Source organism: Streptococcus sp. SO2 (genome assembly GCF_030440025.1).
The window spans coordinates 23,578-45,827 of the sequence record NZ_JAQFJH010000012.1 but is presented as its reverse complement, the minus strand read 5'-3'; the positions used below and the strand labels follow the sequence as shown (position 1 = coordinate 45,827).

The following is a 22,250-nucleotide window of genomic DNA, read 5'->3' as shown; positions in this document are numbered from 1 at the left end:
CGTTTAGTGTTTATCAGCTCCATTCTCTGTAATTTTGGGGGTAAAATCCACACCATTTAGATAAAATTAGTTGAATTTGATTGGAAAAACGCTTTTATAAAAGCGGAGAAAAGTCTTGATATTACGCTGTTTTTAGTCCAACTGAAATTCATACTTTCCAAACCAGGTCTTAAGAAAAAAGGTAGAGAAAAAGGTAGAGTTTGGATTGAAATACAGTGCAATATATCGCATTTGGCAAAAAGAAAAAACGCTTTAAATCAGCGTTTTTCTTATGTATTGATTCGTATTGAACCCCTACTTAACTTCTGTAAACACTACGTGCTTGCGAAGTTTTGGTGAGTATTTCTTCAATTGAAGACGGTCTGGAGTGTTACGTTTGTTTTTAGAAGTAAGGTACAAGCGTTCACCAGATTCTTTGTGTTCAAGTGTGATATTTACGCGCATGGTATCTCCCTTCTATTATTCAGCTGATGCAGCTTTAGCGATTTTACGTCCTTTGTAGTATCCTTTAAGTGATACGCGGTGAGAACGTGAGTAATCTCCAGTAGTTTCGTCAAAGTTTACAGATGGAGCTGTTACTTTGTAGTGTGTACGACGTTTGTTTTTCTTCGCTTTTGAGGTGCGACGTGCAGGTACTGCCATTTTCTTTTCTCCTTTAGGTATTTAAATTCGATTCAATCTAGTGATTTTCATCAACCATACTAGGATAACACATTTTTTTTGTAAAGTAAAGTTACTTGACAAAAAAAGATAAAAAAATTAGAAGCTAGTAATCGAAATTTTCTGAAAATTCAAGAATTTTATTCTGTTCTTCATGCGGAAATTGTGCTATAATGGTAAAAACTGAAATGGGAGGGAACAAATGACAGAATTAGATACACGTCACCGCAGTAGCGTTTATGACAGTATGGTGAAATCACCAAACCGTGCCATGCTTCGTGCCACTGGAATGACAGATAAGGACTTTGAAACACCGATTGTGGGAGTGATTTCAACTTGGGCGGAAAATACACCATGTAACATTCACTTGCATGATTTTGGGAAATTGGCTAAAGAAGGTGTCAAATCTGCGGGCGCTTGGCCTGTTCAGTTTGGAACCATTACCGTAGCAGACGGGATCGCCATGGGAACGCCTGGTATGCGTTTCTCTCTAACATCTCGTGACATCATCGCGGACTCTATTGAGGCTGCGATGGGTGGTCACAACGTGGATGCCTTTGTCGCTATCGGTGGCTGTGACAAGAACATGCCTGGTTCTATGATTGCCATTGCCAATATGGATATTCCAGCTATTTTCGCCTATGGTGGTACTATTGCACCGGGAAATCTTGATGGCAAAGACATTGACTTGGTTTCTGTCTTTGAGGGTATCGGAAAATGGAACCATGGTGACATGACAGCTGAGGACGTGAAACGTCTCGAATGTAATGCCTGCCCTGGCCCTGGTGGCTGTGGTGGTATGTATACAGCTAATACCATGGCAACTGCTATCGAAGTTCTCGGTATGAGTTTGCCAGGATCTTCATCTCATCCAGCTGAATCAGCTGACAAGAAAGAAGATATCGAAGCAGCAGGACGTGCTGTTGTCAAGATGCTGGAGCTTGGTCTCAAACCATCAGATATCTTGACTCGTGAAGCTTTTGAAGATGCCATCACTGTAACTATGGCTCTCGGTGGTTCTACAAATGCCACTCTTCACTTGCTTGCCATTGCCCATGCGGCTAATGTTGACTTGTCACTTGAGGACTTCAATACGATCCAAGAGCGCGTGCCTCACTTGGCTGACTTGAAACCATCTGGTCAGTATGTCTTTCAAGACCTCTACGAAGTCGGTGGTGTCCCTGCGGTTATGAAATACCTCTTGGCAAATGGTTTCCTTCATGGCGACCGCATCACATGTACTGGTAAGACAGTCGCTGAAAACTTGGCTGACTTTGCAGACCTTACACCAGGCCAAAAAGTCATTATGCCACTTGAAAATCCAAAACGTGCAGACGGTCCGCTTATCATCTTGAATGGGAACCTTGCCCCTGATGGTGCGGTTGCTAAAGTATCAGGTGTGAAAGTGCGTCGCCACGTTGGACCAGCTAAGGTCTTTGACTCAGAAGAAGATGCTATCCAGGCTGTTCTGACAGATGAAATCGTTGATGGCGATGTAGTTGTTGTCCGTTTCGTTGGGCCTAAGGGTGGTCCTGGTATGCCTGAGATGCTATCCCTTTCATCCATGATCGTTGGTAAAGGTCAAGGAGACAAGGTTGCCCTCTTGACGGATGGACGCTTCTCTGGTGGTACTTATGGTCTGGTTGTCGGACATATCGCTCCTGAAGCTCAGGATGGTGGACCGATTGCTTACCTCCGTACAGGTGATATCGTTACGGTTGACCAAGATACCAAAGAAATTTCCATGGCCGTATCAGAAGAAGAACTTGAAAAACGCAAGGCAGAAACAACATTGCCACCTCTTTACAGCCGTGGTGTTCTCGGTAAATATGCCCATATCGTATCATCTGCTTCACGCGGAGCCGTGACAGACTTCTGGAATATGGACAAGTCAGGTAAAAAATAAACTTAAAAAGCAAGCCATTTTCGGCTTGCTTCTTTTCATCTTCAAAAGTGATTTGCCTGCTTATACTCAATAAAAATCAAAGAGCAAACTAGAAAGCTAGGCGCAGGTTGCTCAAAGCACAGCTTTGGGGTTGGAGATAAAGCTGACGTGGTTTGAAGAGATTTTTGAAGAGTATTAACGAGGTGGCAGTCCAAGGGCAATACGGCCGTAGCGACTGATTCGTGTGATCTTCCAAGCAGGCGACCAGGTAACTTCAACCTTGACATCTTCGATACCCTCGATTTGTTTCAGACCTGCGACGATTTCGATAGGCAGGCTTTCGGCGCAATCACAGGCAGTATCGGTGAAGGTCATGACAATCTTACAGAGACCTGTTTCATCCAGATTGATTTCATAAATTAAGCCCAGATTGTACACATCCAATTCCACATCTGTATCAAAAACCTTCTCTAGTTTTTCGATAATTTGGTCTTGTAAAGCCAAAGCGCGGTCATTGATTTTGATATCGTCTCTCATAACAGTCCCTCCACCTGATAAATATCCTCTATTTTCTCATAATTCTGACAATTTGGCAAGTTTTTGATGAATTTTCTGAAAAATATGATAAAATGAAGAAAATATGGAATCAAGGGGAAGTCTATGGAGCAGATTGGAAAAGTCTTTAGACAATTACGAGAGTCAAGAAATATCTCGCTGAGACAAGCAACTGGGGGACAATTTTCGCCGTCCATGTTGTCCCGATTTGAAACAGGTCAGAGTGAGCTTTCGGTGGAAAAGTTTCTATTTGCCCTAGAAAATATATCTGCTAGTGTAGAGGAAATCCTCTTTCTGGCGAGAGGTTTTCAGTATGATACAGATTCGGAGTTGAGAAAAGAAATCACAGATGTTTTGGATTTAAAGAATATAGCACCTCTTGAGGACTTATATCGCAAGGAGTATCAAAAGCATGCCCATTCTCAAAACAAACAGAAACATATTCTAAATGCCATCATTATCAAGTCTTATATGAAGAGTATGGATGAAACGGTTGAGTTAACGGCAGAGGAAGGGAAAGTCCTTCATGACTACTTGTTTTCTACTGAGATTTGGGGAATCTATGAACTCAATTTGTTCTCAGTCAGTTCTCCGTTCTTGTCTGTTTCTCTTTTTACTAGATATGTACGAGAAATGGTCCGCAAATCCGATTTTCTAATGGAAATGTCTAGTAATCGAAACCTTTTTCATACTATGCTATTGAATGGTTTTTTAGCCAGCATTGAGTGTGAAGAATTTACCAATGCCTCTTATTTTAAACGTGTCATCAAAGAGCATTTCTACAAGGAAAATGAGACCTATTTCCGAATTGTCTATTTGTGGGCTGAAGGTCTTCTTGATAGCAAGCAGGGTAGAGTCAAGGAAGGTCAGAAAAAGATGGAAGATGCTGTCCATATTTTTGAGATGCTTGGTTGTAACAAATCTGCTGAATACTACAGAAATACAACCGATTGTTGAATATCTGCAAACTAAGAAAATAATTTGAAAATTTAAGCGATAGAACTTTTGACTACTCTCAGGTCGTTACAAAAGTTCTATCGTTTCTTTGCTCATTTTGTGTGTTGCATATATTCAAAAGTTTTCCCTTTCAATTTCTAAGTGCTATACTATAGTCATACTTCATATAGGGATTATAACAAGAAGGGAGATCACCTATGAAACTATTGTTTAGAAATCAAGCTTATCGACTCTTGACTTTGTCGCGCTTCTTCAATGCCTTTGGTGCTTCGATTTTTAACCTGGTATTTATCGTTTATGCATCGACCTTGCCACAAGCCTCTTTTGCTGTTGCTATGGCGAATATTGTCATGATTCTTCCGACTCTCTTTACAGTTTTTGTAGGGATTCGGGCAGATTACACAAGGGACAAGGTCAAATGGATGGTCTATAGCGGTTTGTTTCAGGCGGTTTTATTTTTTCTGGCAGCCCTAGTTGTTCAGCAAGCTAGTCTCTTTGCCTTTTCTAGCCTGTGTTTGATCAATGTCATCAGTGATGTGATCAGTGATTTTGCTGGTGGTTTGCGCATGCCCCTCGTTAAGGAAAAAGTAGCTGAAGGGGATCTGATGGAAGCTTATTCTTTTTCCCAGTTTATCACCTATATTTCAGCTATTGGTGGTCAAGCTTTTGGAGTTTGGCTCTTAGGTCTATCGGTCAACAATTTTTCCCTTGTTGCGGGAATCAATGCCTGCTTTTTCCTAGTATCAGCCTTTATTCTCTTTTTAGGAAAAAGCAAATTGAGTCTGTCAATGTCATCTGCTGATGGTAAAAAACTAAAAAATGAGAAGCTTTCTATCAAAGACCAGTTCCTAACAATTTACCGAAATTTACGTCTCGTTTTTCTTAAAGGTGGACAGAAAAACTTTGGTTTCATGATCTTTGCTGTCTTGCTTATTAATGCCTTGGGTGGGGCTTTAGGAAGCATCTATAACATCTTCTTTTTGAGCCATTCTCTCTTGAATTTTTCTTACACAGAGGCACTATTTATCAATCAATTCTGTGTTTTAGTAGCAATCATCATCAGTAGCCTTACGGGCAATGATTATTTTGGGAAGCAGTCTTTGCCTAGATTGATGATGTGGGCGACCGTAGGACTCAGTCTAATTGGTCTAGCTAATGTATTCAATCAAGTCGTGCTTGGTTTGCTATTTCTATTTTTAACTCTGTATGTGTCTGGTAAAGTTCAACCAAAGATTAGTGCCATGCTCATGAAAAATCTAGCTCCAGATGTTCTAGCTCGTACCAGTAATTTTTTAGGTTTATTGTTTACCTTATCCATACCTGTGGGAACAGCTTGTTTTTCACTTATAGCTGTATGGAATATACAGTTGACTTGGATGCTATTTGTTGGTCTTTCCTTGCTGGCTATTCTTTTGACAGTTATTAATCTCAAAAATGATATTTGAATCCTAATTTTATTCATACTGTTTTAATCCCTCTATTTATGGTAAAATAAGACTATTAAGTTTAAAGAGGATTCCCAATGAAATTACAAAAACCAAAAGGAACGCAGGATATTTTACCTGCTGAGTCTGCCAAGTGGCAGTACGTTGAGGGCTTTGCTCGTGAAATTTTCAAGCGCTATAACTATGCGGAAGTGCGCACGCCTATTTTTGAACACTACGAGGTCATCAGTCGTTCTGTCGGGGACACGACTGATATCGTAACCAAGGAAATGTACGACTTCTATGACAAGGGTGACCGCCATATCACCCTCCGTCCAGAAGGAACTGCGCCCGTTGTCCGTTCCTATGTGGAAAATAAACTCTTCGCACCAGAAGTGCAAAAGCCAAGTAAGTTCTATTACATGGGCCCTATGTTCCGTTATGAGCGTCCACAGGCAGGGCGTTTACGCCAATTTCACCAGATTGGTGTTGAGTGTTTTGGCTCTAGCAATCCAGCTACCGATGTGGAAACCATCGCTATGGCAGCTCATTTCTTGAAAGAAATCGGCATCCAAGGTGTCAAATTACACCTCAACACTCTCGGAAATCCTGAGAGCCGTGCGGCTTATCGTCAGGCCTTGATCGACTATTTGACACCACTCAAGGAGACCCTGTCGAAGGATAGCCAACGTCGTTTGGAGGAAAATCCTCTCCGTGTCTTGGACTCTAAGGAAAAAGATGACAAGGTGGCAGTAGAGAATGCGCCGTCTATCTTGGACTTCCTTGATGAAGAAAGCCAAACTCACTTTGATGCTGTGCGTCAGATGTTGGAAAATCTGGGTGTAGACTATATCATCGATACCAATATGGTGCGTGGTCTGGACTACTACAACCACACGATTTTTGAATTCATCACTGAAATCGAGGGCAATGAATTGACCGTCTGTGCAGGAGGTCGCTACGATGGCTTGGTTGCCTACTTTGGTGGTCCTGAAACTGCTGGATTTGGTTTTGGACTTGGTGTAGAGCGCCTGCTTCTCATCCTTGAAAAGCAAGGTGTAACCCTCCCTATCGAAAATGCCCTAGATGTCTATATCGCAGTCTTGGGTGAAGAAGCAAATGTCAAGGCCTTGGAATTGGTACAAGCCCTTCGCCAACAAGGATTCAAAGCAGAACGTGACTACCTCAACCGAAAGCTCAAAGCTCAGTTCAAGTCAGCCGATGTCTTTGCGGCTAAGACCCTCATCACGCTAGGAGAGAGCGAAGTCGAAAGCAGACAAGTGACGGTTAAGAACAACCAAACACGAGAAGAAGTTCAAGTATCCCTTGAGACCATCAGCCAAAACTTCTCAGACATCTTTGAAAAATTAGGCTTTTAATAGTAGAAAAACTGGTCAGGACCTTACTCCTGACCGTTTTCTTTTGCAAAATGACAAAAATCATAAACTTTTTGACAAATATAGTTGTCAAAAAGAAAAAGATGTGTTACAATGTAAGCAAGTTAAGAGTGAAGGAGAAAGGAATGCTTAAAAATCGTTTAAAAGAGCTTCGGGCTCGCGATGGTCTCAATCAAACAGAGCTGGCCAAACTAGCTGGCGTGTCCAGACAGACCATTAGCCTACTAGAACGGGACGAATACACCCCGTCCATTGTGATCGCCCTGAAGATTTCGCAGATATTCAATGAACCAGTCGAGTCGGTATTTCGGATAGAGGAGGACGAGTGATGAACAAGTATAAAGTGATTTATTATATGAGTGTTTTTGCCTTTATTGTGAATGCTTTTGCTATGATTGGAACATTACTGGGTTGGTTCTATTTTGTTGAAAGTAAGTATTTGTTTTGGATTAATTTAGTCCTCTTGTCCATTTTCAATCGGTTGAAGAAAAAGGAGAAAAATGATGAACAAGTATAAAGTAATCTATTATGTAGTTGCCATAGCTCTATTAGTCAGCGTATTTCTACTGATTGGGATGGACCTAGGCTGGTTTAATCCATATCAAAGCGACCAATTTGTTTGGACCTACTTTGCTCTCATCCCAGTAGTTGACTGGATTGAAAAGAAATTCAAAAATCTAGCAAGTGAAAAAGGAGAATGAATATGAAAGAGTTTTTAGCGGGTTTTCAAGTCGATACTGAGCACAAAGAACTTGCGGGTGTTTGTGCAGGTTTAGGAAATTATTTTAACATTCAAGCCAATATCGTTCGTTTGGTGACAGTCTTCTTGTTTCTCTCTTCTACGGAGATTGGTATTATAACAGTAACTCTCTATGCCTATCTAGCAGGTTGGCTTGGCAATGAACCCTTGGGGGATGGAGCAAAAAAAGCTAGAAACCAAGCTATTCTCTTACTTGCTGTTTGTTTGATTTTGGTGTCACTTGGAACAGAAGGCTTGACCGCTATCTTTGAGTCAGGTAAGGACTTTGGTCAGTGGTTGGTTGGATTAGTTTAGAAAGAGGATGAATATGAAAAAGAAACGTGGATTGTTATTTTTAATGGCTTTGATCTTGGGAGGCTTCTTGGGCATGTTTGCAGAGATGTTTAAGGCCTATACCGAAAACTACGGAACCATTTTAGATGTCAAAACCGTGACTCCATGGATATCATCTATTTGTTTACTGTTAGGTTTCATTAGTATGTTTTTGACTTTCGATTTCTTAAAGAAAAGCAGAAAATTTCACTCCTTGTATCAAGAGGAAATGGATGATGATCTGAATGAAACCTATTATGTACAAATGTATCGTAATCTCGAGTTTGGAACTATTGCTTTTAATAGTGCAGGCGTAGCGATTTTTTTGGCTCTTTTCATCTCAGGTAGTGAAGTAATTGTACTAAATATCAGCTATATAACCTTATCTCTTTCTTTTTTGGCATTAGTGATGATTTTCAGTGCTCAAAAATATCTCTATAAGACCATTGCGATCGTTCGTCAGTTTGATTTGGAATTCTTCTCTACACCAAAAGATGTCTTGGACTATATAAACTCCTACGATGAAGGGGAGCGCAAGGCTAATTTGGAACAAAGTTTTCGAATTTTATTCCAATTAAACCAGTATGTCTTGCCAGCTCTCTATTTTCTAATCGTTCTCTTTTCCTTACTGACAGGAGAGATTCAGTTACTAGCCTTCTTGCTTGTAGGAGCGATCCATATTTATATCAATGTGATGCAATTACCTATGGTAAAACGTTATTTCAAATAGGAGTCTTTTATGAAATTACTTAAAAATCTTGGCTGGTTTCTTCTAGCTGTTCTATCCTTTTTCTTTGGCTATGGTCTGGTTCAGAGTACGGCGCTGTCAGCTCTTGGACTAGGGGCTTCAATCTTTGGAGTCTTACCACTTTATGTCGTCCTATCAGGGGCCTATGTTTATGGAGTTTACAGATGGTATCAGACAGAAAAGGTTAGCATCCAGACGACAGCTTTTAATCGTTATATCTGGTTGCCTACTCTGGTTTTGCTAGTGGCGATTACAGCCCAGTTCTTTTTGCCAGAAGATCCGTCAGTCAATCAACAAATCGTATCACAATTGACAGTTGCTCAGCCTGTATTTGGTTTCTTTATGGTGGTAGTCTTTGCTCCTCTGACGGAAGAACTCATCTTTAGAGGGATGCTGGCGCGCTATCTCTTTCCTAAGCAGAACAACAGCAAACAGACAGCTCTGTTTCTCCTCGTATCAAGTGTGCTTTTTGCCTTGATTCATTTTCCAGGGACTTTGCAACAGTTTTTAGTTTATGCTAGTCTGGGATTAAGTTTGGGTCTGGCTTATGTAAGCCGAAAAGGTCTTCTTTATAGTATTTCTCTCCACGCTTTGAATAATTTAATCGGCTTTTTGATGATACTCATGCTATAATAGAGTCAGGAGGTCACATGAAACGAGTAATTTTATTAGCAGTGATACAGGCGGTCGTTCTCTTCTTTATCATCGGGGCACTTGCCTATGCCTTTAAAGGCGATTTCTTTTACAACTATCTAGCAGTTGTCTTTGCGCCTATTGCAGGTGTCTTGCGTTTTGCTTCGGCTTATGCGACGGAGATTGTTCTACCTAAAAAGGCAGCTGAGATTGCTGAAAAGCGTAAAAAAGGTTAAGAATCATAAGCAGAGAATCCGATGACGTTTTCATCGGATTTTTTGTCTGTTCGTTTTGATTTCTAAAGACAATCAAACTTTTCTGCTGATTTTCATGAAGAGCCTGCGCTTTTATGGTAAAATAGTAACAGAATAAAAGAGGAGAGAAAACATGAAACGTAGTATGTATGCTGGTCGTGTTCGTGAGGAACACATCGGACAAGAAATGACCTTGAAAGGATGGGTTGGCCGTCGTCGTGACCTTGGTGGTTTAATCTTTATCGACCTTCGTGACCGTGAAGGAATCATGCAGTTGGTTATCAACCCTGAAAAAGTATCTGCAGAGGTTATGGCAACAGCTGAAAGCCTTCGTAGCGAATTTGTCATTGAGGTCACTGGACAAGTTGCTGCACGTGAGCAAGCCAATGATAAGTTGCCAACGGGTGCAGTTGAGTTGAATGTGACAGCTCTGGCAGTGCTGAATACAGCTAAAACAACACCTTTTGAGATTAAAGATGGGATTGAGGCCAATGACGATACACGTTTGCGTTACCGTTACCTTGACCTTCGTCGTCCAGAAATGCTAGAAAACCTTAAGCTTCGTGCTAAGGTGACTCACTCTATCCGTAATTACTTGGATGAGTTGGAGTTTATCGATGTGGAGACGCCATTCCTTTCTAAATCAACGCCAGAAGGGGCGCGTGACTATTTGGTGCCATCTCGTGTCAATAAAGGGCATTTCTACGCTCTTCCTCAAAGTCCACAAATCACTAAGCAACTCTTGATGAATGCTGGATTTGACCGTTACTACCAAATCGTTAAATGTTTCCGTGATGAGGACTTGCGTGGTGACCGTCAGCCTGAGTTCACCCAGGTCGACTTGGAAACATCCTTCCTTACGGAGCAGGAGATCCAAGATATTACAGAAGGATTGATTGCGCGCGTGATGAAAGAAACAAAAGGCATCGACGTGACGCTTCCATTTCCTCGTATGAAATACGATGATGCGATGGCTCTTTACGGTTCTGACAAGCCTGATACCCGTTTTGACATGTTGCTTCAGGACTTGACAGAAGTTGTCAAGGGTGTTGATTTTAAAGTCTTCTCAGAAGCGCCTGCTGTTAAAGCCATTGTAGTCAAAGGAGCTGCAGACAACTACTCACGTAAAGACATTGACAAGATGACCGAAGTAGCTAAACAGTACGGTGCTAAAGGTCTTGCTTGGGTCAAGGTTGTGGATGGAGAATTAAACGGACCAGTTGCCAAGTTCTTGACTGGGATCCAAGCAGACTTGACTGCAGCACTTGGTCTTGAAGATAAGGATTTGGTTCTCTTTGTGGCGGATACGCTTGAAGTGGCGAATGCAACACTAGGTGCCCTTCGTGGACGTATTGCCAAAGAGCTTGGCTTGATTGATAACGATAAGTTCAACTTCCTTTGGGTGGTTGATTGGCCAATGTTTGAATGGTCTGAAGAAGAAGACCGCTACATGAGCGCCCACCATCCATTTACCCTTCCACAGGAAGAAACAGCTCACGAATTAGAAGGTGATTTGGCTAAGGTTCGTGCCATTGCTTACGATATCGTCTTGAACGGTTATGAGCTTGGTGGTGGTAGCCTTCGTATCAACCAAAAAGACCTTCAAGAACGCATGTTTAAGGCTCTTGGTTTCTCGGCTGAAGAAGCAAATGACCAGTTTGGTTTCCTTCTTGAAGCCATGGACTATGGTTTCCCACCACACGGTGGTTTGGCGATCGGACTTGACCGTTTTGTGATGCTCTTAGCAGGAGAAGAAAATATCCGTGAAGTCATTGCCTTTCCTAAGAACAACAAGGCAACCGACCCAATGACACAAGCTCCATCAACAGTCGCTCTCAAACAACTAGAGGAACTCAGCTTACAAGTAGAAGAAGATGAAACAAGCAAAACAAATTAAGCGGTGCCGCTATTATCTGCGCCGCTTTGCTTATCAGATAAAAATCTTACGAGTTTTACAAAGTATCTCTCGAGAAAAATATGATGAGAAAGTATCGGCCTCTCTGGTTTATGGCTTTTTGTCAGCGGTAGCAGTCAATTTCTTTTTTCAACCAGGGCACGTTTACTCCAGTGGTGCGACGGGTCTGGCACAGATTATCTCTGCTTTGAGTAATCACTGGTTTGGTTTTTATATTCCGATATCGCTAACCTTTTATGCTATCAATTTTCCATTGATGATTTTGGCTTGGTATCAGATTGGGCATAAGTTTACAATCTTTACCTTTATCACAGTATCCATGAGTTCCCTCTTTATCCAGCTTGTGCCAGTTGTGACTTTGACAGAGGATCCCCTCATCAATGCCCTTTTTGGGGGAGTTGTCATGGGCTTGGGAATTGGTTTTGCGCTCCGTAACAATATTTCTAGCGGAGGTACAGATATCGTCAGTCTGACCATTCGAAAGAAAACGGGTAAGAATGTCGGTAGTATTTCTTTCCTAGTAAATGGAACCATCATGCTGATAGCAGGATTGACCTTTGGTTGGAAATACGCCCTCTACTCCATGATTACTATCTTTGTCTCCAGTCGTGTGACAGACGCGGTCTTTACCAAGCAAAAACGCATGCAGGCCATGATTGTGACCAATAATCCTGACAAGGTAATTGCAAAAATCCATAAAAAATTGCACCGCGGAGCAACCATGATCCACGATGCAGAAGGAACCTATAATCATGAGAGAAAAGCAGTCTTGATTACAGTTATCACACGAGCAGAGTTTAATGATTTTAAACACATCATGAAACAGGTCGATCCGACAGCCTTTGTCTCTGTATCCGAAAATGTCCACATCCTAGGACGATTCGTAGAAACAGACAATTAATAATACTCAAAAGACCAGCCTTGGGGCTGGTCTTTATTTTTCGATAATTTTGTGTCCAATCAACTGGCGGTAACAAATCTGTTTATTGTTTTTAGCATCGTTGATGATCTGGAGAATGGTTTCAAAGGAAACGCGCCCGAGTTCTAAACTATTGATATCCACATAGGCTGCCAAGTTCAGTTTAGGGTTGACCGAGTCAAAGCTGAGGACAGGGACATCCAGTTGGTGTTTTGCGATGTAATCACAGACCCCTGCAGCAAGAAGGCTATCAATAGTAATAATAGCATCAATATTTGGATCATGTTCGAAGAGAAGTTTACTAAAGCGATAACCATTATCTTCAAGAAATTCGGTCGCAAAGTAGGTCAGATTGGGATCAATAGGAAGTTGGTATTGTTTAAGAGCTAACTCATAACCCATTAGACGATCTTGTGTTACGAAAAGTTTTTTGGTTCCTCCGATGAAGGCAATTCGCTTGCATCCTTTTTTGATGAAATATTCTGTCGCATCAAAACCTGCCTGGACATTGTCATTATCGACAAGCGGAATGAAGGGAGATAGAGATTTACCTAAGATAAGGAAAGGAAATTGCTCATCGGCTACTAGTTTAACCAAAGGATCCTCTTCTTGGGCATAGAGGAAAATCAAACCATCTACACGCTTACCATAGACCATCTGGGAAATAGCTTTGAGTCGCTCTTTTGCATCTTTCCCAGTTGCAATCTGAATAGCATAGTGGTTCTCAGATGCCACTTGGGCGATCCCTCGTAGAACAGATGGGAAGAAAGGATTTTGGTAAAAGGCATCCGAGTCGTCAGGGAGCACCAGACCGATTACCTGAGTATAGCTACTTACCAAGCTACGAGCATTGAGGTTGGGATGGTAGTTGAGCTCCTTCATCGCCTTGCGAACTCGTTTTTTGGTTTCATCACTAATCGTTGATTTATTTTGAATGACGCGGGTAACAGTTGAAGGTGAGACACCTGCTGCTTTAGCCACATCTTTAATCGTCACGGGCATAAAAATCTCCTATTTATGATAATCTGGATCACGGAAATGTGTCTTGTAAAAAATAGTGACCAGATAAAGAACAAAAAGAATGTTTTGTACAGTGATAAGGGTTGTCATATTTTGACCAAAAAGTCCCAAAATAAGCGTAATCAGAGTTGGTAATCCTAAACAGTTCAAGATAAAATGGTAGCACTCTTTAAAAGTCCTAAATGAAAAGAGGCGTGATTTTTTGGTGATATAAAGGAGGAGACTAGCTCCAAGAGAGACAATGAAGAAATTCAATCCAAAGAGGAAGCTTGCACCAAGAACGAGAAAGAGACTGATATAGACCCGATTTTGTTGGTACCAATCTTTAGAAATGGCCTGGGTTAGATCTTCCTTACTCTGGAAACTCTCCGTTTGAATCGCGTGGTAGCGAATGCGAGTTAGTTCCTTACTTTCCTTACTGATGACGAGTTCTTCCGTATCAAAATGAAGTTGCAGATCCTTTGGCAATTCCTTGCTTTGGCTCGGGCCAATCAAAAGAGAAGGCTGCTGATTCTTCGTACCTGAGTAGTTCAGCTTTCCATCAACGATCTGTGCATTCTCTGACAAGTCCATGATCGCTTCATCTGTCAGTGGAGTGTAGACATTATCGATAAAGGTTTCCAGTGGATACGTCTCCTGTGAGCTGTTTTGAATGGCAATCGGAACCATAGACAAACTGATGAGGAAAATGCTCGTAAAGAGAAGCTGAAACCAGTTGAGGCCGAAACGTTTTGAAAGGGGCTTACGAAATCCCCAGATACTAGAGAAATACGAGAATGGATATGGAAGCATAGGCATCTTTCTAAAAGTGTTTTCTATATGAGTATTATTATATAGAGAAAAGTGCTTTATTTCAAGTCTAGGAAATCAATTATGTATTGAAAGAGGGTTTCAATAAGATTTGTAGAAGGGTGTCCAATCTTGTAGCTTTAGCAACAAGCTCCAAAATGAAAAAAGGGTGGCGGGGATAGATTATCCCTTGTCGCCACCACTTGTAAGTCCTGAAACAAAGTTCTTTTGTAAGAAGAAGAAGAGAATACAGATTGGAAGGGCGATGAGGATAGCACCTGCTGAGAAGTAGGCAATCTTCAAGTTCTTCACATTGCTAACGAAGGTTTGGAGACCAACGGCAACTGTAAAGTATTCTTTCTCACGAAGCAAGAAACTAGAGAGGATATAGTCTCCGAAAGGTCCCATGAAGGCCCAGAGGGCTTGTACCGCAACCATTGGGCGAACAAGAGGGAGGACGATTTGCCAGAAGCGGCGGAAGTGTCCTGCACCATCTAGTTTTGCTGATTCATCAAGAGACATCGGTACGGTGTCAAAGTAACCTTTCATCAACCAAGCGTTCATTGGGATACCACCACCGACATATAGGAAGATGAGGAACCAGCTATGGTTAAGGGCATTCAACATAAGGGCCATAACGAAGAAGGCTGTCAAAGCGGCCATTGTTGGTACCATTTGGATGATCAAGAAGAAGACCAAACTTTGTTTACGAGCCAAGAAGTTGTAACGGCTGTAGGCATAACCAGCAAGTACGATGATACTTGTTTGAACAGCCATTGTAATCAAGGCGATAATCAAAGTGTTGAGGTACCAAGTGCCGTACAAGGTTTCAGTGAAGAGCCCTTGGAAGTTGGCAAAGCTAAAGTCGACGTTAGCATCTAGTTTAAAAGCTACGACGTTACCAGTCTTGAAGGCTGACATAATAGTAATCAAAAGTGGATAGATAATCACGATTGAAAGACCAATCAAGTAGAGGTAAGTGAGGGTTTGAGTCAGTCTACGTTTGAGTTTGATTGAGTTATTCATCTTAGACGTCCTCCATATCAAATGCGTGTAGTTTCTTGAATGCAATCATAGAGATAGAGATGACAATGATAGAGATGATCAAGGTAACAGCTGCCGCCATAGAGTATTGAGGAGATGTACCTGTTGTCAAACGATAAATCCATGAGATCAAGATATCAGTTGAACCGGCTCCACCACCAACGCTACCAGGACCTCCGCCGTTGAAGAGGTACATGATAGAGAAGTTGTTAAAGTTGAAGGTGTATTGGCTGATCAATGTTGGTGCCGCAACAGCCAAAATCATAGGGAAAGTGATGTTGCGGAATTTTTGCCAAGCATTGGCACCATCGATATAAGCCGCTTCGTAGAGGTCGTTAGGAATCGACTGCAAGATACCCAAAGTCAAAACGTAGATGTATGGGAATCCTAGCCAACCTTGCATCATAATCAAGGCAATCTTGGTCCAAGTTGGGTCTGTTTTCCAAGGGATAAGAGCACCGTCAAGGAAAGGAAGAACCTTAGCCAAGATAGGCAATACTTGAGTGTTGATCGCTCCGACACTATCGTTAAACATGTTTGAGAATGTCAAGATAGTGATGAAGGCTGGAACAGCCCAAGGAAGAAGGAAAATAACACCAAAGATACGTTTTCCTTTGATAAATGGTTGGTTAGCAATGATAGCGGTGAAGATACCAATCACAATCTGCAAAGTAGAAGCAGACAAGGCCCAGATGATGGTCCAAGAAAGAACCGCACCGAAGGCTGAACGGAAGGTACTTAAGCTCCAGATGTTTGTAAAGTTAGTCAAACCAACCCAGTCCAACAATTTGTTTGGTGGCAAGTGTTGGAAGTCATAGTTGGTAAAGGCAATCATCAAGGTTACGATAACTGGGAAGATAATCGCAAATGTCATAGCGACGTAAGATGGGATGATCAAGAGGTAAGGGAAACCATTCTCATAAATACCTTTGATCATATCTTTAAAAGTACGTGGGACAGGAATTCCATTGTTAATACGTTTTGCGATTGTATGTGCATCTTTAATATTTGAGAAATAAAAGAGTACATAAACGACTACAAAGATTAAATGGAAGGCACCACGAATCAACATAAAGAGGGAATTATCACGACCTGGCTTGTCACCAAGAGTGATCAAATTGTGCAATTCAGGGGCTGCAAGTGCTAGGAAATAAAGAACAAACACGATAGTTACACCAAGGAAGATAAAACCTTTGGCCTTTTGTTTATTGTAAATCTGTCCTAACCCAGGAATCACTGAAAGCAAGGCTGCTTTGCTAGGTTGTTGGTTTTCCATGAATACTCCTTTCATAGGATACGAGATTGAAGTTTGTCTCCAATCACTAGATAGGCAACTGCAATCATTCGTAAATTTATAAAATCAAAGGGGGATTTGTATTCTCCCCCCCTTGTAACGAATTCAATTATTCACCAAATTTTTGTTTGATTGTTTCTTTGATCAATGTTACAGCATCGTTAGCAGCTGTCTTAGCATCTTTTTTACCACTTACAGCGTCAAAGAGCATTGTTTTAGCTGGATCCCAAACAGCTGACATTTGAGAAATGTTTGGCATTGGTTGAGCGTTCTTGAACTGTTTGATAACAGCTGTTGTCAACTCATCGTTTTTACCTTCAGCGTATGAACGAGCTTCAGTGTTAGCTGGGATTTCGTTAGTTGCATCGTAGAATGCTTTTTGTTGTTCAGTTGAAACAAGGAAGTCTACAAATTTTTGTGCAGCTTCAAGGTTCTTAGTGCTTGATGGGATGATCCAAGCTTTACCACCACCGAATGGTGTGTATTCTTTACCATTTGGAAGAGTTGGAATAGTAGCAACACCGTAGTTTACTTTAGCATCTTTGAATGCTTGAGCTTTCCAAGGACCGTCGATGATAGCAGCTGTTTTACCTTCTTGGAATTGAGTTTGGATCAAGTTTGCAGCACCTTCAGTATCTTGCATCCCTTTAGGCCATTTTTCGTACCAAGATTTAGCGTAGTTGACACCAGTGATAGAACCGTCGTTTGCAAGACCGATGTCTTTAGCGTCTTTACCGTTTTGTCCGAATACGTAACCACCGTTACCAGCAAGAAGTCCGTATGCGTAGTAGAAGTTTGTCCAGTCAGCTAGGAATGCAGTAGTTTTGCCATCTTCACCAGCGAAAGCGTATTTGCTGTCTTTAGCAAGTTCTTCTAATTCAGCAAAAGTTTTTGGAGCTTCTTTTAGCAAGTCTTTGTTGTAGTACATAACAAGTGACTCAATAACGGCAGGAGCACCGTAAACTTTACCGTCAGCAGCTGTTACAAGAGATTTAGTCTTATCATCTGTTTTAGCGCCGTCGCTCAAAGTAACTTCTGAAAGTTGTCCGTCAGTACCAAGGCTACCTACGCGGTCGTATGGTGCCATCATAACGTCAGCAGCTTGACCTGATTGGTTGTCAAGAGAAAGTTTGTCAAGTCCACCAAGTTGGTCACCTGATTTGATGTTAACTTTTGTACCTGATTCTTTTTCATAAGCTGCAGCAACTTTTTCAGCGTAGGCTTTGTATTGGTCTTCAACGTAGAAAGTGATTTCTTTTGCTTCAGATGAGCTAGCATCAGCTGCTTTATCAGCAGTTTTGCTTCCGCAAGCTACCAAAAGTAAGCTAGCAAGAGTAGCAGTTCCGAGCACAGCAGCGCTCTTCATGAATTTAGATGACATAGTGTATTCCTCCTAAAGAATAACAAAAATAATTTAATGAGAAAACGCAAACGTTTTCTTTTACGAACTTAGTATAGCACAAATAGAAAACGGTTGCAAGCGTTTTTAGGAAATTTTTTAAAAAAATTTTAAGGTTTCAAACATTTGTTAAAGCCTATATATAGGAAAGAACTTAAAATGTTTGTTTTTTTGAATTGAAAATATATTAGGAAAACGATTGCGTAAATTCGGCTCGGTTTTTCAGAAAATAGAGCAGATATTGGGAATGAATTATCTTAAATCAGAAAATCTTTAAAATTTTTTCGCTTATTTCATAAAATATCAGTGGCAACAAGTTTTGTTTGATTAAAATAATTCAAAAAAAATTTTTAAAAACGCTTGCATTTGTTTTTGAAATGCGTTATACTTAAATTAACGCAAACGTTTGCGCCTTAATTGCGCAACGTTTTATAACAAACACATGAGGTGCTATTATGAAAAAACGTCAAAGTGGTGTGTTGATGCACATCTCTTCTCTGCCAGGAGCATACGGGATTGGATCATTTGGGCAGACTGCCTATGATTTCGTTGATTTCTTGGTTCGTACGAAGCAACGTTACTGGCAAATCCTCCCTCTTGGGACAACAAGCTATGGAGATTCTCCATACCAATCATTCTCAGCCTTTGCTGGGAATACGCATTTTATCGACCTTGATATCTTGGTAGAGCAAGGCTTGCTCGAAGCCAGTGATCTTAAAGGTGTTGACTTTGGTAGTGATGCATCTGAAGTTGACTATGCGAAGATTTATTACGCACGTCGTCCACTTTTAGAAAAAGCAGTGAAACGCTTCTTGGAAGTGGGGGATGTCAAGGATTTTGAGAAGTTTGCTCAAGACAACCAATCATGGCTTGAACTCTTCGCAGAGTATATGGCTATCAAAGAGCATTTTAACAATCTTGCTTGGACAGAATGGCCAGATGCAGATGCTCGTGCTCGTAAAGCTTCAGCGCTTGAAAGCTACCGTGAGAAATTGGCAGACAAGTTGGTTTACAACCGTGTGACTCAATACTTCTTCTTCCAACAATGGTTGAAATTGAAAGCCTACGCTAACGACAACCACATCGAGATTGTTGGAGATATGCCTATCTATGTTGCGGAAGATTCAAGCGACATGTGGGCAAATCCACATCTCTTCAAGACAGATGCAAATGGTAAAGCAACCTGCATCGCAGGATGCCCACCAGATGAGTTTTCTGCTACTGGTCAGCTTTGGGGGAACCCAATCTATGACTGGGAAGCAATGGACAAAGACGGGTACAAATGGTGGATTGAACGCTTGCGCGAAAGCTTCAAAATCTACGATATCGTTCGTATCGACCACTTCCGCGGTTTCGAATCTTACTGGGAAATTCCTGCTGGTTCCGATACAGCAGCACCTGGTAAATGGGTGAAAGGTCCTGGCTACAAACTCTTTGCAGCCGTTAAGGAAGAGCTTGGTGAGCTAAACATCATCGCAGAAGACCTTGGTTTCATGACAGATGAAGTCATCGAGTTGCGTGAACGCACTGGCTTCCCAGGAATGAAGATTCTTCAATTTGCCTTCAACCCAGAAGACGAAAGTATCGATAGCCCACACTTGGCACCTGCCAACTCTGTTATGTACACAGGAACACACGATAACAATACAGTTCTTGGTTGGTACCGTAATGAGATCGACGATCCAACTCGTGAATACATGGCTCGTTACACGAACCGTAAAGAGTACGAAACAGTGCCACACGCAATGCTTCGCACAGTATTTTCATCAGTTAGCTTCATGGCTATTGCAACTATGCAAGATTTGCTAGAGCTAGATGAGGCAGCTCGCATGAACTTCCCATCTACTCTTGGTGGAAACTGGTCATGGCGTATGACAGCAGACCAACTCACACCAGCTGTTGAAGAAACTTTGCTTGACTTGACTACAATTTATCGCCGAATCAATGAAAATTTGGTAGAATTAAAGAAATAAGACAATATCAGGAGACACATAAACATGTTACCATTAAACGAATTTGTACAAAAACGTTACAATAAAACTATTGCAGAATGTAGCAATGAAGAGCTTTACCTTGCTCTTCTCAACTACAGCAAGCTTGCTAGCAGCCAAAAACCAGTCAACACTGGTAAGAAAAAAGTTTACTACATCTCAGCTGAGTTCTTGATCGGTAAACTCTTGTCAAACAACTTAATTAACCTCGGACTTTACGACGATGTGAAAAAAGAACTTGCAGCTGCAGGTAAAGAGTTGATCGAAATCGAAGAAGTAGAATTGGAACCATCACTTGGTAACGGTGGTTTGGGACGTTTGGCAGCCTGCTTTATCGACTCAATCGCTACACTTGGTTTGAATGGTGATGGTGTTGGTTTGAACTACCACTTCGGTCTTTTCCAACAAGTTCTTAAAAACAACCAACAAGAAACAATTCCTAACGCTTGGTTGACAGAACAAAACTGGTTGGTACGCTCAAGCCGTAGCTACCAAGTGCCATTTGCACACTTCACATTGACATCTACTCTTTACGATATCGATGTACCTGGTTACAAAACAGCTACTAAAAACCGCTTGCGTTTGTTTGACTTGGATTCAGTTGATTCTTCTATCATCGAAGATGGTATCAACTTTGACAAGACAGATATCGCTCGCAACTTGACTCTCTTCCTTTACCCAGACGATAGCGACAAGCAAGGTGAATTGCTCCGTATCTTCCAACAATACTTCATGGTTTCAAACGGTGCACAATTGATCATAGACGAAGCAATCGAAAAAGGAAGCAACTTGCATGACCTTGCGGACTATGCAGTTGTACAAATCAACGATACTCACCCATCAATGGTGATCCCTGAATTGATCCGTCTCTTGACTGCGCGTGGTATCGAGCTTGATGAAGCAATCTCAATCGTACGTAGCATGACTGCCTACACTAACCACACAATCCTTGCTGAAGCCCTTGAAAAATGGCCTCTTGAATTCTTGGAAGAAGTGGTTCCTCACTTGGTACCAATCATCAAAGAATTGGACCGTCGTGTGAAAGCAGAATACAAAGACCCAGCTGTTCAAATCATTGATGAAAACGACCGTGTACACATGGCTCACATGGATATCCACTACGGATACAGTGTTAACGGGGTAGCAGCACTCCACACTGAAATCTTGAAGAATTCAGAGTTGAAAGCTTTCTACGACATCTACCCAGAAAAATTCAACAACAAAACAAACGGTATCACATTCCGTCGTTGGCTCATGCATGCCAACCCAAGACTGTCTCACTACTTGGATGAGATTATTGGAGAGGGTTGGCACCATGAAGCGGATGAGCTTGAAAAACTCTTGTCATACGAAGACAAGGCTGCTGTCAAAGAAAAATTGGAAAGCATCAAAGCTCACAACAAGCGCAAATTGGCTCGTCACTTGAAAGAACACCAAGGTGTGGAAATCAATACAAACTCTATCTTTGATATCCAAATCAAACGTCTCCACGAGTACAAACGCCAACAAATGAACGCTTTGTATGTGATTCACAAATACCTTGACATCAAGGCTGGGAACATCCCTGCTCGTCCAATCACAGTATTCTTTGGTGGTAAAGCAGCTCCTGCCTACACAATCGCCCAAGACATCATCCACTTGATCCTTTGCTTGTCAGAAGTGATTGCAAACGATCCAGCAGTAGCTCCACACTTGCAAGTGGTTATGGTTGAAAACTACAACGTTACTGCAGCAAGCTTCCTTATCCCAGCATGTGACATCTCAGAACAAATCTCACTTGCTTCTAAAGAAGCTTCAGGTACTGGTAACATGAAATTCATGTTGAACGGAGCCTTGACTCTTGGTACTATGGACGGTGCTAACGTGGAAATCGCTGAGTTGGTTGGCGACGAAAACATCTACATCTTTGGTGAAGATTCAGAAACTGTTATCGACCTTTACGCAAAAGCAGCTTACAAATCAAGCGAATTCTATGCTCGTGAAGCTATCAAACCTTTGGTTGACTTCATTGTGAGCGATGCTGTTCTTGCAGTAGGTAAGAAAGAACGCTTGGAACGTCTTTACAACGAATTGATCAAAAAAGACTGGTTCATGACTCTCCTTGACTTGGAAGACTACATCAAAGTCAAAGAGCAAATGCTTGCTGACTACGAAGACCGTGACGCATGGTTGGATAAAGTCATCGTTAACATTTCTAAAGCAGGATTCTTCTCATCTGACCGTACAATCGCTCAGTACAACGAAGATATCTGGCACTTGAACTAATAATTACATAACTTAAACCCGTACCTTGA

Annotated in this window: 23 protein-coding genes; 15 read left to right on the top strand and 8 right to left on the bottom strand. The window is 41.5% G+C overall.

Going from position 1 to position 22,250, the window contains the following annotated elements; translation table 11 throughout:
* Window positions 1-294: 294 nt before the first annotated feature.
* The gene (rpmG, locus tag PCY17_RS09245; RefSeq protein ID WP_001265622.1) at window positions 295-444 is read right to left on the bottom strand and encodes a 50S ribosomal protein L33; all 150 of its coding nucleotides are present in this window, start codon (window positions 442-444) and stop codon (window positions 295-297) included.
* A gap of 15 nt (window positions 445-459) precedes the next feature.
* Window positions 460-642 (bottom strand): 50S ribosomal protein L32, encoded by a 183-nt coding sequence (gene rpmF, locus PCY17_RS09240; protein ID WP_000290417.1) that lies wholly within the window; start codon window positions 640-642, stop codon window positions 460-462.
* Between the two features lie 220 nt (window positions 643-862).
* Here rpmF and ilvD point away from each other — a divergent pair, with 220 nt between their 5' ends.
* Window positions 863-2,566 carry a dihydroxy-acid dehydratase gene (gene ilvD / locus PCY17_RS09235; protein WP_000137380.1) on the top strand — a complete coding sequence of 568 codons (1,704 nt, stop codon included), beginning with the start codon at window positions 863-865 and terminating at the stop codon, window positions 2,564-2,566.
* 174 nt (window positions 2,567-2,740) lie between these two features.
* Here the strand turns inward: ilvD and PCY17_RS09230 are convergent, their stop codons facing one another.
* Window positions 2,741-3,082, bottom strand: coding sequence for a metal-sulfur cluster assembly factor (locus PCY17_RS09230; RefSeq protein WP_001204052.1), 342 nt, complete (start codon window positions 3,080-3,082; stop codon window positions 2,741-2,743).
* A 123-nt stretch (window positions 3,083-3,205) separates the two neighbouring features.
* Here PCY17_RS09230 and rgg point away from each other — a divergent pair, with 123 nt between their 5' ends.
* From rgg to PCY17_RS09170, 12 genes are all read left to right on the top strand, one after another.
* Window positions 3,206-4,057 (top strand): quorum-sensing system transcriptional regulator Rgg, encoded by an 852-nt coding sequence (gene rgg / locus PCY17_RS09225; protein WP_000434958.1) that lies wholly within the window; start codon window positions 3,206-3,208, stop codon window positions 4,055-4,057.
* A 197-nt stretch (window positions 4,058-4,254) separates the two neighbouring features.
* Window positions 4,255-5,502, top strand: a complete 1,248-nt coding sequence (locus tag PCY17_RS09220) for a hypothetical protein (RefSeq protein WP_000770638.1) — start codon at window positions 4,255-4,257, stop codon at window positions 5,500-5,502.
* A gap of 77 nt (window positions 5,503-5,579) precedes the next feature.
* Window positions 5,580-6,860: a histidine--tRNA ligase gene (gene hisS / locus PCY17_RS09215; RefSeq protein ID WP_000775841.1), complete on the top strand. Its 1,281-nt coding sequence runs from the start codon at window positions 5,580-5,582 to the stop codon at window positions 6,858-6,860.
* A 143-nt stretch (window positions 6,861-7,003) separates the two neighbouring features.
* On the top strand, window positions 7,004-7,207 hold the full coding sequence (locus PCY17_RS09210) for a helix-turn-helix transcriptional regulator (RefSeq protein WP_000916947.1): 204 nt from the start codon (window positions 7,004-7,006) through the stop codon (window positions 7,205-7,207).
* The gene (locus PCY17_RS09205) at window positions 7,207-7,395 is read left to right on the top strand and encodes a hypothetical protein (protein ID WP_001046120.1); all 189 of its coding nucleotides are present in this window, start codon (window positions 7,207-7,209) and stop codon (window positions 7,393-7,395) included. The genes PCY17_RS09210 and PCY17_RS09205 overlap by 1 nt, the downstream gene beginning before the upstream one ends.
* Window positions 7,382-7,579, top strand: coding sequence for a hypothetical protein (locus tag PCY17_RS09200; RefSeq protein WP_001046134.1), 198 nt, complete (start codon window positions 7,382-7,384; stop codon window positions 7,577-7,579). Before PCY17_RS09205 ends, PCY17_RS09200 begins: the two co-directional genes overlap by 14 nt.
* Before the next feature lie 2 nt (window positions 7,580-7,581).
* Window positions 7,582-7,932 (top strand): PspC domain-containing protein, encoded by a 351-nt coding sequence (locus PCY17_RS09195; protein WP_000657658.1) that lies wholly within the window; start codon window positions 7,582-7,584, stop codon window positions 7,930-7,932.
* 13 nt (window positions 7,933-7,945) lie between these two features.
* Window positions 7,946-8,680 (top strand): DUF3169 family protein, encoded by a 735-nt coding sequence (locus tag PCY17_RS09190; RefSeq protein ID WP_000730197.1) that lies wholly within the window; start codon window positions 7,946-7,948, stop codon window positions 8,678-8,680.
* Window positions 8,681-8,689: 9 nt separating this feature from the next.
* A complete protein-coding gene (locus PCY17_RS09185; protein ID WP_000771224.1) occupies window positions 8,690-9,331 on the top strand; it encodes a CPBP family intramembrane glutamic endopeptidase in 642 nt (213 codons plus the stop codon).
* A 17-nt stretch (window positions 9,332-9,348) separates the two neighbouring features.
* Complete coding sequence (locus tag PCY17_RS09180) at window positions 9,349-9,567, top strand: hypothetical protein (RefSeq protein ID WP_000832176.1); 219 nt, start codon at window positions 9,349-9,351, stop codon at window positions 9,565-9,567.
* A 151-nt stretch (window positions 9,568-9,718) separates the two neighbouring features.
* On the top strand, window positions 9,719-11,482 hold the full coding sequence (aspS, locus tag PCY17_RS09175) for an aspartate--tRNA ligase (RefSeq protein ID WP_000830911.1): 1,764 nt from the start codon (window positions 9,719-9,721) through the stop codon (window positions 11,480-11,482).
* The gene (locus PCY17_RS09170) at window positions 11,460-12,401 is read left to right on the top strand and encodes a YitT family protein (RefSeq protein ID WP_301393445.1); all 942 of its coding nucleotides are present in this window, start codon (window positions 11,460-11,462) and stop codon (window positions 12,399-12,401) included. The genes aspS and PCY17_RS09170 overlap by 23 nt, the downstream gene beginning before the upstream one ends.
* 33 nt (window positions 12,402-12,434) lie before the next feature.
* On the opposite strand, the gene PCY17_RS09165 is transcribed toward PCY17_RS09170, so the two are convergent.
* The 5 genes from PCY17_RS09165 to PCY17_RS09145 form a co-directional block, all read right to left on the bottom strand.
* Complete coding sequence (locus tag PCY17_RS09165) at window positions 12,435-13,421, bottom strand: LacI family DNA-binding transcriptional regulator (RefSeq protein WP_001145418.1); 987 nt, start codon at window positions 13,419-13,421, stop codon at window positions 12,435-12,437.
* Between the two features lie 9 nt (window positions 13,422-13,430).
* A complete protein-coding gene (locus PCY17_RS09160; RefSeq protein ID WP_007522674.1) occupies window positions 13,431-14,231 on the bottom strand; it encodes a DUF1189 domain-containing protein in 801 nt (266 codons plus the stop codon).
* Window positions 14,232-14,411: 180 nt separating this feature from the next.
* The gene (locus tag PCY17_RS09155; protein WP_001065654.1) at window positions 14,412-15,254 is read right to left on the bottom strand and encodes a sugar ABC transporter permease; all 843 of its coding nucleotides are present in this window, start codon (window positions 15,252-15,254) and stop codon (window positions 14,412-14,414) included.
* 1 nt (window position 15,255) lies between these two features.
* Window positions 15,256-16,548 carry a carbohydrate ABC transporter permease gene (locus PCY17_RS09150; protein WP_000431414.1) on the bottom strand — a complete coding sequence of 431 codons (1,293 nt, stop codon included), beginning with the start codon at window positions 16,546-16,548 and terminating at the stop codon, window positions 15,256-15,258.
* A 127-nt stretch (window positions 16,549-16,675) separates the two neighbouring features.
* The gene (locus PCY17_RS09145) at window positions 16,676-17,947 is read right to left on the bottom strand and encodes an extracellular solute-binding protein (protein WP_049478390.1); all 1,272 of its coding nucleotides are present in this window, start codon (window positions 17,945-17,947) and stop codon (window positions 16,676-16,678) included.
* Window positions 17,948-18,420: 473 nt separating this feature from the next.
* Between PCY17_RS09145 and malQ the strand changes: the two genes are divergently transcribed.
* Complete coding sequence (malQ, locus tag PCY17_RS09140; RefSeq protein ID WP_049478391.1) at window positions 18,421-19,938, top strand: 4-alpha-glucanotransferase; 1,518 nt, start codon at window positions 18,421-18,423, stop codon at window positions 19,936-19,938.
* Between the two features lie 24 nt (window positions 19,939-19,962).
* Complete coding sequence (glgP, locus tag PCY17_RS09135; RefSeq protein WP_049549819.1) at window positions 19,963-22,221, top strand: glycogen/starch/alpha-glucan family phosphorylase; 2,259 nt, start codon at window positions 19,963-19,965, stop codon at window positions 22,219-22,221.
* Window positions 22,222-22,250 lie beyond the last annotated feature (29 nt).

What these genes read in the sequence shown, in the direction of transcription:
- rpmG (WP_001265622.1), bottom strand. Translation starts at nt 444, where the DNA reads ATGCGCGTAAATATCACACTTGAACACAAAGAATCTGGTGAACGCTTG.
- rpmF (WP_000290417.1), bottom strand. Translation starts at nt 642, where the DNA reads ATGGCAGTACCTGCACGTCGCACCTCAAAAGCGAAGAAAAACAAACGT.
- ilvD (WP_000137380.1), top strand. Translation starts at nt 863, where the DNA reads ATGACAGAATTAGATACACGTCACCGCAGTAGCGTTTATGACAGTATG.
- PCY17_RS09230 (WP_001204052.1), bottom strand. Translation starts at nt 3,082, where the DNA reads ATGAGAGACGATATCAAAATCAATGACCGCGCTTTGGCTTTACAAGAC.
- rgg (WP_000434958.1), top strand. Translation starts at nt 3,206, where the DNA reads ATGGAGCAGATTGGAAAAGTCTTTAGACAATTACGAGAGTCAAGAAAT.
- PCY17_RS09220 (WP_000770638.1), top strand. Translation starts at nt 4,255, where the DNA reads ATGAAACTATTGTTTAGAAATCAAGCTTATCGACTCTTGACTTTGTCG.
- hisS (WP_000775841.1), top strand. Translation starts at nt 5,580, where the DNA reads ATGAAATTACAAAAACCAAAAGGAACGCAGGATATTTTACCTGCTGAG.
- PCY17_RS09210 (WP_000916947.1), top strand. Translation starts at nt 7,004, where the DNA reads ATGCTTAAAAATCGTTTAAAAGAGCTTCGGGCTCGCGATGGTCTCAAT.
- PCY17_RS09205 (WP_001046120.1), top strand. Translation starts at nt 7,207, where the DNA reads ATGAACAAGTATAAAGTGATTTATTATATGAGTGTTTTTGCCTTTATT.
- PCY17_RS09200 (WP_001046134.1), top strand. Translation starts at nt 7,382, where the DNA reads ATGAACAAGTATAAAGTAATCTATTATGTAGTTGCCATAGCTCTATTA.
- PCY17_RS09195 (WP_000657658.1), top strand. Translation starts at nt 7,582, where the DNA reads ATGAAAGAGTTTTTAGCGGGTTTTCAAGTCGATACTGAGCACAAAGAA.
- PCY17_RS09190 (WP_000730197.1), top strand. Translation starts at nt 7,946, where the DNA reads ATGAAAAAGAAACGTGGATTGTTATTTTTAATGGCTTTGATCTTGGGA.
- PCY17_RS09185 (WP_000771224.1), top strand. Translation starts at nt 8,690, where the DNA reads ATGAAATTACTTAAAAATCTTGGCTGGTTTCTTCTAGCTGTTCTATCC.
- PCY17_RS09180 (WP_000832176.1), top strand. Translation starts at nt 9,349, where the DNA reads ATGAAACGAGTAATTTTATTAGCAGTGATACAGGCGGTCGTTCTCTTC.
- aspS (WP_000830911.1), top strand. Translation starts at nt 9,719, where the DNA reads ATGAAACGTAGTATGTATGCTGGTCGTGTTCGTGAGGAACACATCGGA.
- PCY17_RS09170 (WP_301393445.1), top strand. Translation starts at nt 11,460, where the DNA reads ATGAAACAAGCAAAACAAATTAAGCGGTGCCGCTATTATCTGCGCCGC.
- PCY17_RS09165 (WP_001145418.1), bottom strand. Translation starts at nt 13,421, where the DNA reads ATGCCCGTGACGATTAAAGATGTGGCTAAAGCAGCAGGTGTCTCACCT.
- PCY17_RS09160 (WP_007522674.1), bottom strand. Translation starts at nt 14,231, where the DNA reads ATGCTTCCATATCCATTCTCGTATTTCTCTAGTATCTGGGGATTTCGT.
- PCY17_RS09155 (WP_001065654.1), bottom strand. Translation starts at nt 15,254, where the DNA reads ATGAATAACTCAATCAAACTCAAACGTAGACTGACTCAAACCCTCACT.
- PCY17_RS09150 (WP_000431414.1), bottom strand. Translation starts at nt 16,548, where the DNA reads ATGGAAAACCAACAACCTAGCAAAGCAGCCTTGCTTTCAGTGATTCCT.
- PCY17_RS09145 (WP_049478390.1), bottom strand. Translation starts at nt 17,947, where the DNA reads ATGTCATCTAAATTCATGAAGAGCGCTGCTGTGCTCGGAACTGCTACT.
- malQ (WP_049478391.1), top strand. Translation starts at nt 18,421, where the DNA reads ATGAAAAAACGTCAAAGTGGTGTGTTGATGCACATCTCTTCTCTGCCA.
- glgP (WP_049549819.1), top strand. Translation starts at nt 19,963, where the DNA reads ATGTTACCATTAAACGAATTTGTACAAAAACGTTACAATAAAACTATT.